12 protein-coding genes are annotated in these 15,200 nt (G+C 51.6%); 7 read left to right on the top strand and 5 right to left on the bottom strand.

Going from position 1 to position 15,200, the window contains the following annotated elements; all coding sequences use genetic code 11:
• Positions 1-6 precede the first annotated feature (6 nt).
• Positions 7-1,383: a Trk system potassium transporter TrkA gene (gene trkA, locus CWE14_RS04220; protein ID WP_126798250.1), complete on the top strand. Its 1,377-nt coding sequence runs from the start codon at positions 7-9 to the stop codon at positions 1,381-1,383.
• Positions 1,384-1,420: 37 nt separating this feature from the next.
• Here trkA and CWE14_RS04215 read toward each other — a convergent pair whose 3' ends face one another.
• Genes CWE14_RS04215 through CWE14_RS04205 form a run of 3 tightly spaced genes read right to left on the bottom strand, consistent with a single transcriptional unit; the run spans position 1,421 to position 6,247 of the window.
• Positions 1,421-2,872: a TrkH family potassium uptake protein gene (locus tag CWE14_RS04215; RefSeq protein ID WP_126798249.1), complete on the bottom strand. Its 1,452-nt coding sequence runs from the start codon at positions 2,870-2,872 to the stop codon at positions 1,421-1,423.
• Positions 2,872-4,200 carry a Xaa-Pro dipeptidase gene (gene pepQ / locus CWE14_RS04210; RefSeq protein ID WP_126798248.1) on the bottom strand — a complete coding sequence of 443 codons (1,329 nt, stop codon included), beginning with the start codon at positions 4,198-4,200 and terminating at the stop codon, positions 2,872-2,874. The genes CWE14_RS04215 and pepQ overlap by 1 nt, the downstream gene beginning before the upstream one ends.
• A complete protein-coding gene (locus tag CWE14_RS04205; RefSeq protein ID WP_126798247.1) occupies positions 4,163-6,247 on the bottom strand; it encodes a transglycosylase SLT domain-containing protein in 2,085 nt (694 codons plus the stop codon). Before CWE14_RS04205 ends, pepQ begins: the two co-directional genes overlap by 38 nt.
• Before the next feature lie 73 nt (positions 6,248-6,320).
• Here CWE14_RS04205 and fadB point away from each other — a divergent pair, with 73 nt between their 5' ends.
• From fadB to tusA, 3 genes are all read left to right on the top strand, one after another.
• Positions 6,321-8,462, top strand: a complete 2,142-nt coding sequence (fadB, locus tag CWE14_RS04200) for a fatty acid oxidation complex subunit alpha FadB (protein WP_126798246.1) — start codon at positions 6,321-6,323, stop codon at positions 8,460-8,462.
• A gap of 17 nt (positions 8,463-8,479) precedes the next feature.
• Positions 8,480-9,643: an acetyl-CoA C-acyltransferase FadA gene (gene fadA, locus CWE14_RS04195; protein ID WP_126798245.1), complete on the top strand. Its 1,164-nt coding sequence runs from the start codon at positions 8,480-8,482 to the stop codon at positions 9,641-9,643.
• A 125-nt stretch (positions 9,644-9,768) separates the two neighbouring features.
• Entirely contained in the window at positions 9,769-10,020 is a 252-nt protein-coding gene (gene tusA / locus CWE14_RS04190) for a sulfurtransferase TusA (RefSeq protein WP_198676532.1), read from the top strand.
• A 5-nt stretch (positions 10,021-10,025) separates the two neighbouring features.
• Here the strand turns inward: tusA and CWE14_RS04185 are convergent, their stop codons facing one another.
• Entirely contained in the window at positions 10,026-10,505 is a 480-nt protein-coding gene (locus CWE14_RS04185) for a GNAT family N-acetyltransferase (RefSeq protein ID WP_126798244.1), read from the bottom strand.
• Between the two features lie 184 nt (positions 10,506-10,689).
• Here CWE14_RS04185 and CWE14_RS04180 point away from each other — a divergent pair, with 184 nt between their 5' ends.
• Positions 10,690-11,493, top strand: a complete 804-nt coding sequence (locus CWE14_RS04180; protein WP_157981776.1) for a helix-turn-helix domain-containing protein — start codon at positions 10,690-10,692, stop codon at positions 11,491-11,493.
• A 5-nt stretch (positions 11,494-11,498) separates the two neighbouring features.
• Here CWE14_RS04180 and CWE14_RS04175 read toward each other — a convergent pair whose 3' ends face one another.
• The gene (locus CWE14_RS04175) at positions 11,499-12,086 is read right to left on the bottom strand and encodes a DNA-3-methyladenine glycosylase I (RefSeq protein WP_126798242.1); all 588 of its coding nucleotides are present in this window, start codon (positions 12,084-12,086) and stop codon (positions 11,499-11,501) included.
• Positions 12,087-12,186: 100 nt separating this feature from the next.
• On the opposite strand from CWE14_RS04175, the gene glyQ reads away from it, so the two are divergent.
• Both glyQ and glyS read left to right on the top strand, forming a co-directional pair.
• Positions 12,187-13,095: a glycine--tRNA ligase subunit alpha gene (glyQ, locus tag CWE14_RS04170; RefSeq protein WP_126798241.1), complete on the top strand. Its 909-nt coding sequence runs from the start codon at positions 12,187-12,189 to the stop codon at positions 13,093-13,095.
• A gap of 13 nt (positions 13,096-13,108) precedes the next feature.
• Positions 13,109-15,178: a glycine--tRNA ligase subunit beta gene (gene glyS / locus CWE14_RS04165; RefSeq protein WP_126798240.1), complete on the top strand. Its 2,070-nt coding sequence runs from the start codon at positions 13,109-13,111 to the stop codon at positions 15,176-15,178.
• Positions 15,179-15,200: the final 22 nt, after the last annotated feature.

Genomic DNA, 15,200 nt, shown 5'->3' with positions numbered 1-15,200 from the left:
GGCACTATGAAAATCATCATTGTTGGAGCAGGACAAGTTGGTACCACACTGGCCGAGAACCTGGTCGGTGAACAGAACGAAATTACCATCATCGATCCTGATCGCCACCGGCTGAGTGAGCTGCAGGAAAAATTTGACCTACGGGTGGTCATTGGCAATGGCGCGCACCCAGATACATTACAGGCGGCAGGTGCCGACGACGCCGATATGCTGATTGCGGTCACCAGTACCGATGAAGTGAATATGCTGTCCTGCCAGATCGCCTATAGCATGTTCAATACACCGACCAAAATAGCTCGCATCCGCTCCGAGCAGTACATCCGCTACAAAGACAAACTGTTCCATAACCAGGACATGCCGGTAGACCATCTAATCGCGCCGGAGCAGCTGGTAACCAATTATATTAAACGCCTAATCGACTACCCCGGTGCATTGCAGGTGATGGAATTCGCGTCGGGCAAAGTCAGTCTGGTCGCGGTAAAAGCTTATTATGGGGGCAAGCTGGTTGGTCGCGCGATTTCCGCGCTGAAACAACATATACCGAATGTAGATGCTCGGGTAGCGGCTATCTTTCGTCAGGGCCGTGCCATTCGGCCGTTAGGCAGTACCGTAATCGAAGCGGACGACGAGGTCTTTTTTGTCGCTGATACCGACAACATCCGTATTGTGATGGAAGAGCTGCAGCGCCTTGAGGATACCTATCGACGCATTATGATTGTCGGCGGGGGTTTAGTCGGCGCAGGCCTCGCCAAAGCCCTTGAGCATACGCACCGGGTTAAACTGGTCGAAACCAAGCTTGAGCGTGCGGAGTACCTCTCGGCGACCCTCGAACACACCCTGGTCCTTCATGGCGACGCGTCGGATCAGCAATTGCTGAGTGAAGAACATATCGAAGACATTGATGTGTTTGTCGCTGTAACCAACGACGATGAAGCTAATATTATGTCAGCAATGCTGGCAAAGCGCATGGGAGCGAAGAAAACCATGGTGCTTATCCAGCGTAGCGCCTATGTCGACCTGGTTCAGGGAGGTGATATCGACATCGCGATTTCGCCACAGAACGCGACCATTTCCGCATTGCTGCGCCATATACGCCGAGGCGACATTGTCAACGTGTACTCTCTGCGCAAAGGCGCGGCCGAAGCCATTGAGGCCATTGCCCATGGTGACGAAAAAACCTCTAAGGTTATTGGCCGTTCAGTGAACGAAATCAAATTGCCGCCGGGCGCGACCATCGGTGCCATTGTCCGCGGAAATAAAACCATTATTGCCCACGGCGAAACCGTTATTCACACCGACGACCATGTGGTTCTGTTTCTGGTCGACAAAAAGTACGTCAGCGATGTTGAACGATTGTTCGAGCCTAGTGCACTCTTCTTCTGACCACGCTACCCCTCTCCGATCTATGCCTGGTGAGGGGTCAGCCGCGCCAAAACGTCGGCGTAAATAGCACCAGTAACGTAAACACTTCAAGACGACCGAACAGCATTGCCAATATCGCAACCCATTTACCCACAGTGCTCACATCCTGGAAGTTGGAGGCGACGGCACCAAGACCCGGCCCCAGGTTGTTGAGGGTCGCTGCGGTTGCGCCAAAAGCTGAGTAGTCGTCAAGACCTGTGGTGATGAAAGCCAGCATAATGAACACGAAGACCAGCGCATAGGCAGCAAAAAAGCCCCAAACAGCCTGCACTACGCGGTCCGGCAATGGTCGATTGCCATATTTAACACTGAATACGCCGCGCGGATGAACCAGCCGGTTCAGCTCCCGCACACCCTGGCGGAATAACAACAGCACCCGAATGACTTTAAGCCCCCCGCCAGTAGACCCTGCTGAGCCTCCAATAAAACTGGCAAAGATTAGCAGTACTGGCAGAAAGACTGGCCACATACTGTAGTTATCGGTGGTAAAACCGGCGGTAGTGGCAATGGAAACGGCTTGAAAGGCACCATGGGAAATCGAACTAAGAATATCGTCATGCCACTGCAGTACCGCCAGAGTAAAGGCACAAATCAACATAAGCACAAACTGGATCAGTAAGAAGGCGCGCAATTCAGGGTCGTATAGATAACCACGAATGGTCTTCCCCCGCACCGCGCCAAAGTGAAGTGCAAAATTCACCCCGGCTATTAATAAAAAGACAATGCAAACCAGGTTAATCCAGCCGCTGTCGTAGTAGCCGAGGCTAGCATCGTGGGTCGAAAAGCCACCAATGGCCACCGTTGAAAACGCATGGCCAACGGCATTAAAGACGCTCATTCCTGCCAGCCAGTAGAAAAAGGCACAGGCCAGGGTCAAGCCTAGGTAAATGTACCAAAGATGTTTGGCGGTATCGGCGATACGCGGAGTCATTTTATTGTCTTTCATTGGCCCCGGGGTTTCCGCACGAAACAGCTGCATCCCACCGATACCAAGCAGCGGTAATATTGCCACCGCCAACACGATTATTCCCATGCCTCCAAACCATTGCAGCTGTTGGCGATAGAAACGGTACGAATGTGGGAGCTCGTCAATACCGGTCAGAATGGTAGCACCCGTGGTGGTTAACGCCGAAAATGACTCAAACATCGAGTCAGTGAAGCTAAGCGTGAATTCATCAGGCATCCAGAAAGGAATCGCCCCCACCGACGCCAGTACCACCCAAAACATCACCACAATGACGAAGCCCTCGCGGGTTTTTAAGTCACGACGAAAATTCTGGTTCGGATACCAAAGCAGGAAGCCAATCAACAGGCTTAACAGAAACGCGAAGAAAAATGCCCCCGCACCCCCGTCATTGTAATAGAGGGCTATACCAATAGGTGGTAGCAAGGTACTGCTAAATAGTGCAACCAACAGCCCTAGAATTCGAAGTATTGTGCGAACCTGCATCAAGCAAGACCTTGTTCACGAGTGAGATTACGGGCGCCCTGCTCGGTAATGAGCAGATTATCCTCTATGCGGATACCACCAAAGTTGCGAAGTTCGTCAAGCTTAGCCCAATTAATTGCTTTCGCATCAGGCCCGTTCGCTAACTGCTGCATCAGTGAATCAATAAAATACAAACCGGGCTCGAGGGTAACAACCTGACGCGGTTCAATTTTACGGGTTGTCTTTAAGTTTGCATAGCGCGCTGGTGGCACAATCATCTTGCCGCTGGCATCAGGCAAGCTGCCGCCGGTGTCGTGAACCTGAAGCCCTAGCATATGGCCGAACCCATGGGGCATGAACTTATCGACAATTTTCCGCGATATCATGCCATCGACATCCATTCTGACAATATCAAAGCGTTTCAAAATGTCGGCGATACCCAGTAACGTTTGTTCATGCAACCAGACATAGGTGCGGTTTGGGCGGATCTGTGCAGTCAGGTCCAACAGTAACGAATCTACACTTTTTACCATTGCCGCGAACTCGTCGTCCTCGAAGGCGTAGGTTCGACTTATATCTGCGGCATATCCACGTACCTGTGCGCCAGCGTCAATCAGCATCGAATGCACCGTTGGCGGGGCAAACGTCTGTTTGCCCCGGTAATGAAGCGTCGCCGCATGCTCATTGAAACCAATAATGGCATTGTACGGCATCTCCTCTGGTCCCTGCCGGGTTGCCGCCATATAGGCGAGCCAGCAATCAAACTCGGATGCCTGGCTAAAAAATGCGGCTTCCGCCGCTTCGTGGCCGAGCGCTGCTATTCGATTCGCCTGTTCAATGCAGGCTATTTCGTAATCGCTTTTAAATAGCCTGGCATAATGAAGGTAACTAAGCACCGCTTCAGGGTTCACCTCTAAAATACCTAATGCCTGAGCCACTTCGATATGCTCGCCAAGATAGACCGTGCGTGATTTGTCGTATGGAAGGTATTTATCGACAGCGTCAGGCGTACTGATTAGTTCCACGTGGAACATACTCAGCCAATCCTGTTGATCGATATATGGGGCTTCATGCCAAAAATCGTCACTGGCGAAGAGCACCAGAGTCGGTTTCTGCTCCGGGCGCATCAGAACCCAACTGTTGGTCGACTGCAGGAGTGGGCATATCGCTTTAAAGTGAGGACTAACCCGGAATGCGTATTCACTGTCATCCATAAAATGACGCTTCAACTGACCCGCATGGATAGCCAGGACATCAATGTCCTTAGCTATCAATAGGCGGTCATATTTTTCACGTAACTGGGAAAAGTGCTCAGCAAAGTGAGGTAAGCTGGGCTGGACTCTCGACATTGGTGCAGATGCCTCCATCAGGATGAATAAGCATACTATGCATGTGTTGCATCAGCTTGTCATCCTGCCCCAGCAAATTCGCATAGATCTGCTGATAGGTCAGTACGGCTTTCACATAATCGCGGGTTTCCTGGTAAGGAATAGTTTCAATCCAGATATCCGCCGCCACCTGAGCCTCAGGGACCCATTGCTGTACCCGCCGATAGCCGGCGTTGTAGCTTGCGGTCGCGAGTAGCCAATTACCACGGTTTCTGCTGAGCAAGTCAGCCATATAGCGTGTTCCCAGACGAATATTGTCCTCAGGCCGGTCAAGACGCGGAGGATGACGGTTCGTTGGCCCTGGCGTATTACGCTCGATATAGTCCGCAGTTGTCGGCATGATCTGCATCAGTCCGCGGGCACCTACGGGTGACCGCGCATCAGGCTGAAAGGCACTTTCCCGCCGTATAATGGCGTAAACCCAGGCTAAATCGAGTCCCCAGTGCCCCGAATGCTGGGTCAGTAGTTGCTGATACCCTAATGGAAAACGGCGCTCCAGATCTGAATAAAGGCCCAGGTTTGAGAATTCGCGGATACTCTGGTCCAGCCATTGCCACTGGCTTGCCAGCACAGCAGCAACCTCACGCTCCTCATCCGGCAATCGAGCCCGCACCAGATTCCACTCACGACGAGCATCCAGATAGCGTTCTAACTGAAGAAACTCATAGGCACGCTGTACCTCTGGGCGGCTAAGTAACCTGGATCTTGTGGCCTCATCAATAATAACCGACTCCCGATGCAAATTCGGAGCAACATCCAGTTGAGCTGCGGCCATAAAACCATAGTAATGGCGTTGCTCAGCTAGTTCGTGCCAAATCGGCTCCGCTTCCAGTGGACGACCAAGCTCGTTTAACGCTCGTGCCTGCCAGTAGCGGTATTGGGTAGAGCTGTCAGGCAGTGACTCAGCCAGACTAAGGATGGCTGCAAAATCCTGCTGCCGTAATAACGTGGCTAAATACCAATGCCGAGCAGACTCACTCAAGCCCTCTAGGGGTAACTGCTCGAACCATTCGCGTGCGTCTTTCTCTTCACGCACCGCAAGAACAACACCAACCAGGCTATTCACTTTTTGCCGTTGCTCATCGCTAAATGAAAAATGAGCCTGCATCCCCTCCCATACTTTCCGCACGACGCCGATATCGCGCCACGCAAGCTTAAGGGTCGTTGCGATAACATGGGCTTTTGCACGTTCCGAGTCGCCGGGCAATTGGTGATACTCGATAATCCGCTGGGGCCGCTGGCGCAACAATAGAATGTTGTCAGCCAGCTCGATGCTTTGTTCATTCGTCAGCAGGCTGCGCAGATAACGCGCCATGCTCCAGTTCTCTGCGTCTATCGCAAGATCGAATCGCTCCCACACCACAGCATCCGTTCGTTGCCCGGCTTGCTGCCAGGCATTAAACGCCGGGTCACAGGTCCGCGGCTGGCTCTGTGGTTGCACCCAACGTTGCTCAACCATTTGCCAAAGGGCTTCCGTTGGTTCATTCGTCAACTGCAGGCGATATACCAGATAGCGACACATCTGTTCCTGGCTACCGCGATCGACAAAGTCCCGGACGAAACGCTGTTTATCATTGCGTCGGGCGAGATAACGCAGCCAGCTGTCTCGCAAACTCCGTTCCGCCGCTGTGCCATAGTAGAGTTGCATGAAGTTCCGAATTCGGGATTCTCGTCCGAGGCTCAGGTTTGCTTCCAGGTAGGCAGCTTCAATGTACGGCCATAGAGGGTAATGGTAAAAGCGTTCTGTTAACTCAAAGAATTCCTGCGCATCAGCCCGCCCGGCAGACCTTTCCGCCTCTACAAACTCGCTACGAAGCTCGCTTAGATTCTCAGGTAGGGGCCGGGCATCAGCCTGAGTAGGCCGATGTTGCTCGACCTCGCCTGACCAGACTGGAAGCGAACTAATAAAAGCCAGGCAGCCACTTAGTGCAAGCCAGCGAAAGCTTTTAAACACCTGTTTAAATCCAGGTTGCAATGTGGGATGATTAGTGCCACATTTTTGTTCCATACTTTGAGCACCATATTCGTTATTCGTTGTAAAAGGTTAACGGCATCCGCCGTAAACAAACGGGAGACCCACGATGATTTACCAAGGTGAAAACCTGCACGTCGATTTTGTTGAAGACGGTATTGCCGAACTTCAATTCGACGCCCCAGGCTCCGTCAATAAGTTTGACGAGAAGACTCTGAACCAATTCAGTGACGCGTTAGACGCCCTCCATAAAGAAAGCGGACTTAAAGGCGTTCTGGTTACCAGCAGCAAATCTACGTTTATTGTAGGCGCTGATATCACCGAGTTCCTGACCCTTTTTTCTGATATCGAGAAAACAAAAACCTGGGTTCATAAAGCATCACGCGTCTTCGACAAGCTCGAAGACCTGCAAGTTCCAAGCGTAGCCGCTGTCAGTGGCTTTGCGTTGGGCGGTGGCTGTGAAGCTATCCTTGCCTGTGACTACCGCATTGTCGACGAAACCGCAGTTATTGGCCTGCCTGAAGTGAAGCTCGGTTTAATCCCAGGCTTTGGTGGAACGGTTCGCTTACCTCGGGTAATTGGTCCAGATAATGCACTGGAAGCGATTACCACTGGTGCCAATCACAAGCCAGAAAAAGCCCTGAGCATTGGCTTAATCGACGCCATTACCGTGCAGGATAAGTTGAAAGACGCAGCTATTAGTATGCTAAAAGACGCGATTTCCGGCGATCTCGACTGGAAAGCGAAACGTCAGCCAAAACTTGAACCGTTGCAAGCTAACGACACCGAACGCTTAATGACATTTAGCACCGCCAAAGCACTAGTGTTTGCTAAAGCAGGTAAGCATTACCCAGCCCCGCACGCTGCTGTCGAAGTTGTTGAGCGTGGTGCCGGCGAAGCGCGGGAAAGTGCTCTGAATATCGAAAACGAGCTGTTTGTAAAGTTAACGCAAACGGACGCAGCGCGAGCCCAAGTCGGTATTTTCCTGGCTGACCAACTAGTCAAAGGGAAAAGCAAGAAAGCAGCGAAATCCGCCAGCAAGCAAATCAAGCGCGCCGGCGTATTAGGCGCTGGCATCATGGGTGGTGGTATCGCCTATCAGTCCGCCGTTAAGGGCATTCCTGCAGTGATGAAAGATATCAAACAGGAACAACTGGATTTAGGCCTTAACGAAGCAGCTAAGATCCTCGGTAAAGGGGTTGAGCGCGGTAAAGTTTCACCGAAGAAAGTCGCTCAGACTCTGAATAATATTGTACCTACGCTGCACAACAACGAGCTTGAGAACGTCGATATCATCGTTGAAGCAGTGGTTGAGAACCCGAAAGTTAAAGGCGCCGTGCTGGCGGAGATCGAAGGTGTGGTCGCTGATGATGCCATTATCACTTCAAACACCTCGACGATTTCAATTGACCGTCTGGCCTCGAACTTAAAGAACCCTGCTCGCTTCTGTGGCATGCACTTCTTTAACCCGGTCCATAAGATGCCATTGGTTGAAATCATTCGTGGCAAAGACACCTCAGAAGATACAATTTCAGCTGTCATCGCCTACGCCCTGCAAATGGGCAAAACGCCAATCGTGGTAAACGACTGCCCTGGCTTTTTCGTCAACCGGGTACTGTTCCCCTACTTCGCAGGCTTCAGCTTATTGCTCGACGACGGCGTCGACTTCCCGAAAATCGACAAGGTCATGGAGAAGCAGTTTGGCTGGCCAATGGGCCCTGCCTACTTGAGTGACGTGGTTGGTATTGATACCTCAGATCACGCTACGCACGTTATGGCTGAAGGCTTCCCTAGCCGCATGCCACGTGACGAAAACGGTGCTATTGCCAAACTGGCAGCGGCTAACCGTTACGGTCAGAAGAACGGCAAAGGCTTTTACGAGTACAGCACTGACAAGCGTGGACGCCCGGTTAAAGAGGTAAACCCTGAGGTTTACGATGTCATTGGTCAGAAGACCGGTGACGCTGAGGCCGATGAAATTATCGCTCGCTGCATGATTCCAATGATCAACGAAGTCATTCGTTGTTACGAAGATGGCATCGTAGCCAGCGCCGAAGAAGCCGACATGGCATTGCTCTATGGTATCGGCTTCCCTCCATTCCGTGGTGGTGCATTCCGTTACCTGGAAACCATGGGTCTGAAGAAATTTGTAGAGTTGGCTGACAAGTACGCTCACCTGGGTGAGATGTATCAGGTGACCGACGGTCTGCGTAAGAAAGCAGAAGCCGGCGAATCCTACTTAAACAGCTAACTCGAACGGAGAAGATTATGAAAGACGTAGTCATTGTAGATTGTATCCGCACGCCAATGGGCCGTTCGAAAGGCGGCGTATTCCGTAACGTGCGTGCTGAAGACCTCTCAGCAGAATTAATGAAAGGCTTGATTGAGCGTAACCCGGGTTTTGATGTCAACGAAATCGAAGACATCTACTGGGGCTGTGTTCAGCAAACCCTTGAGCAAGGTTTTAATATTGCACGTAACTCATCGCTGATTGCTGGTCTGCCGCACAGTATTCCGGGTGTTACCGTAAACCGCTTGTGTGGTTCGTCAATGCAGGCGATTCACGATGCAACCCGTGCGATTCAAACCGGCCATGGCGATATCTATATCGCTGGTGGTGTTGAGCACATGGGCCACGTACCTATGATGCACGGCGTGGACTTCCACCCGGGCATGAATAAGTCGGTTGCTAAAGCATCAGGTTCTATGGGCATGACCGCAGAGCTGCTTGGTCGCAAGTTCGGTATCAGCCGTGAAATGCAGGACGAGTTTGGTGCACGCTCGCACAAGCTGGCGCATAAGGCCAACATTGATGGCGGTTTTGACAACGAAATCCATGCCATTAACGGCCACAACGCAGACGGCGCGCTGCATCGTGTTAAACACGACGAAGTGGTACGCCCTGAAACGACCGTAGAAGGCTTGGCAGGCTTGCGCCCAGTCTTCGACCCGGCCAATGGTACGGTCACCGCTGGTACGTCGTCAGCTATCTCTGATGGCGCCGCTGCGACTCTGATCATGTCAGCCGACAAAGCCAAAGAGCTTGGCTTAACCCCTCGGGTTAAAATCCGTTCTATGGCGGTAGCAGGCTGCGATCCGAGCATTATGGGCTATGGTCCGGTGCCGGCGACGCAAAAAGCATTACAGCGTGCTGGCCTGAGCCTGGCGGACATCGACCTGTTTGAGCTGAACGAAGCCTTCGCAGCGCAGGCATTATCGGTGATGAAAGGTCTCGATATGCTGGATCTGATGGAAGACAAAGTGAACCTCAATGGTGGTGCCATCGCTCTGGGTCACCCACTCGGCTGCTCAGGTGCACGTATCTCAACCACACTGATCAACCTAATGGAGCGTAAAGACGCAACCTTAGGTCTGGCCACTATGTGTATTGGTTTGGGTCAGGGTATCGCGACCGTGTACGAACGCGTATAAAAATATCCGCTTAAAAATAGAAAGCCGCAGCGATTTTTGCTGCGGCTTTTTTTATGCCTGTCGTGTTAGACTTATTTTCTACAACAGACTGCGTTAACGATATTGGTTTCACTGGAGCATCGATCATGGCCCCGTTTCAAAATGCTGACCATCAACTCGATACAACCGGACTGCGCTGCCCGGAACCTGTCATGTTAATTCGGGCTAAAGTCCGCAAAATGGAGGAAGGTGACACCCTACTGGTTATCGCCGACGACCCGGCGACGACCCGTGACATTCCGAGTTTTTGCCGTTTTATGGACCACGAACTATTGACCCAGCAAACGGCGGAAGTACCCTACCAATACCTGATTCAAAAGGGTCTGGTTAAGGCTTGAGTGAGCTAAAGCTTGTATTCCCAGAACTCAGCCTGACCTAACGTCGGGTCCAGCTGATACGGCTTAAAGCCAAAACGTAAATATGCCTGTCGTGCACGTTCGTTGCCCGTTAACACCTCCAGAGTGACTTTGCAGCAGCCACGCGCCTTGGCGGCTTCACAAACTTTATCCATCAGCTGCTGGGCGATACCTTCACCGCGGTGCCCATCGAGGACTGCAATATCGTGGATGTTGCACAAGGGTTTTGCCGCGAAAGTTGAGAACCCTTCAACGCAGTTCGCCAGCCCAACCGCCTGGCCGTCTTTATAGGCGATAAAGCTATACACTCCATCGCGTTTTGCCATTTCTGCGATGAGCGTTGCTTTAGTCGCCTCCGGCAGGGCTTCACCACCACCCATAGGATCCCGTGCGTACGCTTCGAGCAGGCTTATCAGTTCGCCAGCTTGTTTACTATTGGTGTAATCTACCGCTTTCATCTCAATCATTATTCAGGCCTCTTGGTCCAGTACAGACGCGCCAAAAGCCGAGTCTGCCTCAATTATGAATTCACTCGCCGTATCCTACCAACCAATTCCACGAATTTCCCCGCTATTCATGTATATTCATCTACTTATCCCCCAAGGAATAGCCAAGAATAGGGTTTCAACCAATCCATCAAAGGGGCTCAGCATGACTTCAGGCAACATGACGTTAGGTGAAATTATTCGCTACCACCGTCAGCAACAAGGGCTTTCTCAACCAGAGCTAGCGAGTAAGGCGCAAATAGAGCAGTCTTATCTGTCTAAGCTGGAGAACGATAACTCATACCCGTCTGACGATATTCTCAAGCGGATTCTAAGCGGGCTTGATCTGGATATTGCCGACCTTTGTGCACAGCTCGATATCCGCTCGGCTGATCCTAAAGTGATGCATATTGAATCTATCCGCACCTACATGGGCAGATTTCAGCAACAATCTCAGCGACGTAGTGTCTTCCTGATGGCTATATTTACACTAACGATTGGGATTGGTTGCGCACTCTTTTACGCCGGGTATAGCGAAGCGTTTTTTCCGGAAAAGCAATATAGCTACCAGTCACGTGGGGAGATACAGCCAGGGGAGCCCACAGACTACTTTGAAGGTGGCTGGCGCAGAGAGTTTCCAGCTGGTGCATATAGGCCGTTCTCAAGTAGTGAAGGCAGCCCAGAAGGGGAAGCGAAGCAGCAGCTGCGTCAGGCACAAGTAGACCAAGCCAACAGAGTTAACTACCACAGCATTCAGAGCTTTCAGCCGCTGGGGAGCATTGTCGAGCGGCAACTCGACAATGGCAACCGACGCTTGTACCGCCTGGTAGGCTCGCCCACCCAGGTCTCCCGTGCTGAAAACGGCTGGCTAATGTTGGTGGGTATCACTCTGACCGTTAGTGGTGTCATTGGGCTACTGCTCGTATTACGGCTGGGCTCATTTCGCGGCTACCCCTTAGGCAACGGATAACACTCCTAAAGCTTACGTACATGACAGTCCCGCAGGTGGTCATTTACCATGCCAACCGCCTGCATAAAGGCGTAGCAAATGGTCGGCCCGACAAAATTGAAGCCGGTCTTTTTCAGCGCTTTGGACATTGCCTCAGAAGCCGGAGTTTGCGTGGGTATATCAACCATTTCACCTGGCTTTACATCAACCACCCGCCCATCTACAAAGCTCCAAAGAAATTCGGAAAAATCCTCTCCACTGGCTTGCAGTGCCATGTACCCATCTGCATTTCGGAATATCGAATTAATTTTAAGACGGTTTCGTACAATTCCGGCGTTTTGCATCTGCCGCTCAACAAAGGATTCACGTTCAGCGCCCTGAATGGCATGCAGGCGTTCCGGGTTGAACTGCAAAAACGCCTCTTCGTAGGCCGACTGTTTGCGTAATATGGTAATCCAGCTCAGGCCGGCCTGCTGGCCGTCAAGGCAAAGTTTGGCAAACAATTCGTGACTGTCGTACACCGGCCGTCCCCAAACTTCATCATGATATTTTTGATAATCTGGCGCATCACCACACCAAGGACAGCGTTTAATTGCATTTAGTGCGTTATTCAACCTCTATCCTCCCTATAAATCGGGCTTTAGCTCAGGGTATAATCACACAAACTTTTAGCGCTGGACAGCGTAAATTCGGCCGACTGTAAGTGGAACTCTCATGGAAAAATTTAACGTTAAGACATTTCAGGGCCTGATCCTGGCTCTGCAGGATTTCTGGGCTCAGAAAGGCTGCGCCATTGTACAGCCGCTGGATATGGAGGTTGGTGCCGGTACCTTCCATCCACAGACATTTTTACGCTCAATCGGCCCGGAGCCAGCCAATTTTGCCTATGTGCAACCATGCCGCCGCCCGACCGATGGCCGTTATGGGGAAAACCCGAATCGTCTGCAACATTATTATCAGTTCCAGGTTATCTTAAAACCCTCACCGTCGGACATTCAGGAACTCTATCTTGATTCGCTGCGGATGCTGGGTTTTGACCCCTTAGTCCACGATATTCGTTTCGTTGAAGACAACTGGGAATCACCGACCCTGGGTGCCTGGGGTCTTGGCTGGGAGGTCTGGCTGAACGGCATGGAAGTCACCCAGTTCACCTATTTTCAGCAGGTCGGCGGAATCGAGTGTAAGCCAGTCGCTGGTGAAATCACCTATGGTCTTGAACGCCTGGCAATGTATATCCAGGGCGTCGACAGTATTTATGACCTGGTTTGGACCGACGGCCCTCGCGGCAGAATCCTCTACGGCGATGTTTTCCTGCAAAATGAGATTGAGCAGTCTACCTATAACTTCGAATACGCCGATGTCGATGTACTGTTCGCTCGCTTTGAAGCCTGTGAGAAAGAGTGTGAGCTGCTCATTGAGCACAACCTGCCGTTACCAGCCTATGAGCAAGTGATGCGCGCATCACACGCTTTTAACCTACTCGACGCACGACACGCAATTTCAGTGACTGAGCGCCAACGCTATATTCTTCGGGTACGCACCATGGCCAAAGCCTGTGCAGAGGCCTACTTCGCAGCGCGAGAAGCGCTTGGATTTCCATTAGCAAATGTAGCGGCCAAGTAAGGGAGTGCTATCCATGACCACACAAGATCTATTGATTGAACTTGGCACCGAAGAGCTGCCACCTAAAGCCTTGGTTCAGCTCGCGCAAAGTTTTGCCGACAGTATTAAAACCCAGCTTACCGCTAGTGAGTTAGCATTCACTTACGTTAAGTCCCTTAATTCTCCTCGCCGGCTTTCTGTGATTGTTGAGGGACTACAAACTCAGCAAGTTGACAAAGAGGTTGAAAAGAAAGGTCCCTCGGTTGACGTGGCATTCGATGCGGACGGCAACCCGACCAAAGCAGCACTCGGCTGGGCCCGGGGCAACGGTATTAGCATAGAACAGGCCTCACGCTTAAAAACCGATAAGGGTGAATGGCTGGTGCATAAAGCCACTGAGAAAGGCCAGCCAGTGACTGCGCTACTGCAGGATTTCATCGAGCGAGCCATTAAACAACTGCCGATCCCACGCCCTATGCGCTGGGGTAGCAGCGAGCATAGCTTTATCCGCCCGGTCCATCACCTCACGGTGCTTCTCGGCAACGAGGTGGTAACCTGCTCAGTACTTGGTATTGACAGCTCAAATACGGTGACCGGTCATCGCTTCCACCACCCGGAACTGGTTACCATTGCCAATGCATCCAGCTACATTGAACAAATGGCAGACGCTCATGTACTGGTTGATTTCGAACAGCGCAAAGCGGTTATTCGCGAACAAATTGAAGAGCTGGCGGAGCAGGAAAATGCAACTCCAGTTATGGACGAAGCGCTATTGGATGAGGTTGCATCGCTTGTTGAGTGGCCGGTTGCCCATGTGGCTCATTTCGAAGAGCGTTTCCTGCAAGTACCTAAAGAAGCCCTGATCTATACGATGAAGGATGACCAGCGCTATTTCCCTCTGGAGGATAACCAGGGACAGCTCCTTCCTCGCTTCATTTTTGTTAGTAACATCGAAAGTAAAGATCCGAAGCAGGTCATTGAGGGCAATGAAAAAGTGATTCGCCCCCGTCTTGCCGACGCCGAGTTCTTCTTTGCGACCGACCAGAAAACGCCACTTGCTCAGCGCGTCGAGGGATTGCACAAAGTGCTGTTCCAGAAACAACTGGGCACGTTAGGAGAGAAAGCAGAGCGTATTTCTCGCTTGTCCGGTGCTATTGCGACACTATTAAATGATGACGCTGAAGCTGCGGCCCGCGCGGGATTATTGGCTAAAGCCGATTTGATGTCAGACATGGTGATGGAATTCCCCGAGGTTCAGGGCGTTATGGGCATGCACTATGCCCGCCTGGACGGCGAAAGTGACCTTGTTGCCAATGCCATTGAAGGCCATTACCACCCTCGTTTCGCCGGTGACACCTTACCTGATAGTAAAGTCGCCTGCGCCGTTGCACTGGCAGATAAGCTCGATACCCTGGCTGGTATTTTCGGCATCGGACAAACTCCGAAAGGCGACCGTGACCCCTTTGCCCTGCGCCGTGCAGCCATTGGCCTGCTGCGTGTTCTTATTGAAAAGGAACTACCTTTAGATCTGCCACTACTGGTGGATGAAGCTATTAAAGGATATGGCGACAAGATCAAAGCGAGCAGCGCGTTAACTGATTCAATCGTCGATTTCCTGCTAGGACGCTTCCGGGCCTACTACGAAGACCAGTCGGTTCCGGTTGATGTGATTCAGGCAGTGATGGCACGACGGCCGACGGTTGCGTTTGATTTTGATCGTCGTGTGCATGCCGTGCACGCTTTTAAATCGAACCCTGAAGCAGACGCACTAGCCGCAGCCAATAAACGAGTTAGCAATATTCTGGCGAAGGCAGATCAGGTTGGTTCAAGCGTCGACCCGGACTTGCTTTCTGAAGCCGAGGAAAAAGCATTACACAGCGCACTGGATTCAGTTCGAAACGACGTCAGTGCCGATGCAGAGCAAGGAAACTACGACGCGGCGCTGAGCCGTTTAGCAAGCTTGCGAGAGCCTGTGGATGCATTCTTTGAGCAGGTCATGGTAAATGCAGACGACAGTGCTGTCAGAGCGAATCGACTTGCCCTTCTCAGTCAATTGCGAGCGCAGTTCCTCAATATAGCCGATATTTCGTTACTCCAATCCTGAACCAAAAAGCCCGCTTAACTAA

It is taken from the genome of Aliidiomarina soli (assembly GCF_003986975.1).
GTDB classification, from domain to species: Bacteria; Pseudomonadota; Gammaproteobacteria; order Enterobacterales; family Alteromonadaceae; genus Aliidiomarina; species Aliidiomarina soli.
This window is presented reverse-complemented; position numbering and strand designations above follow the sequence as displayed.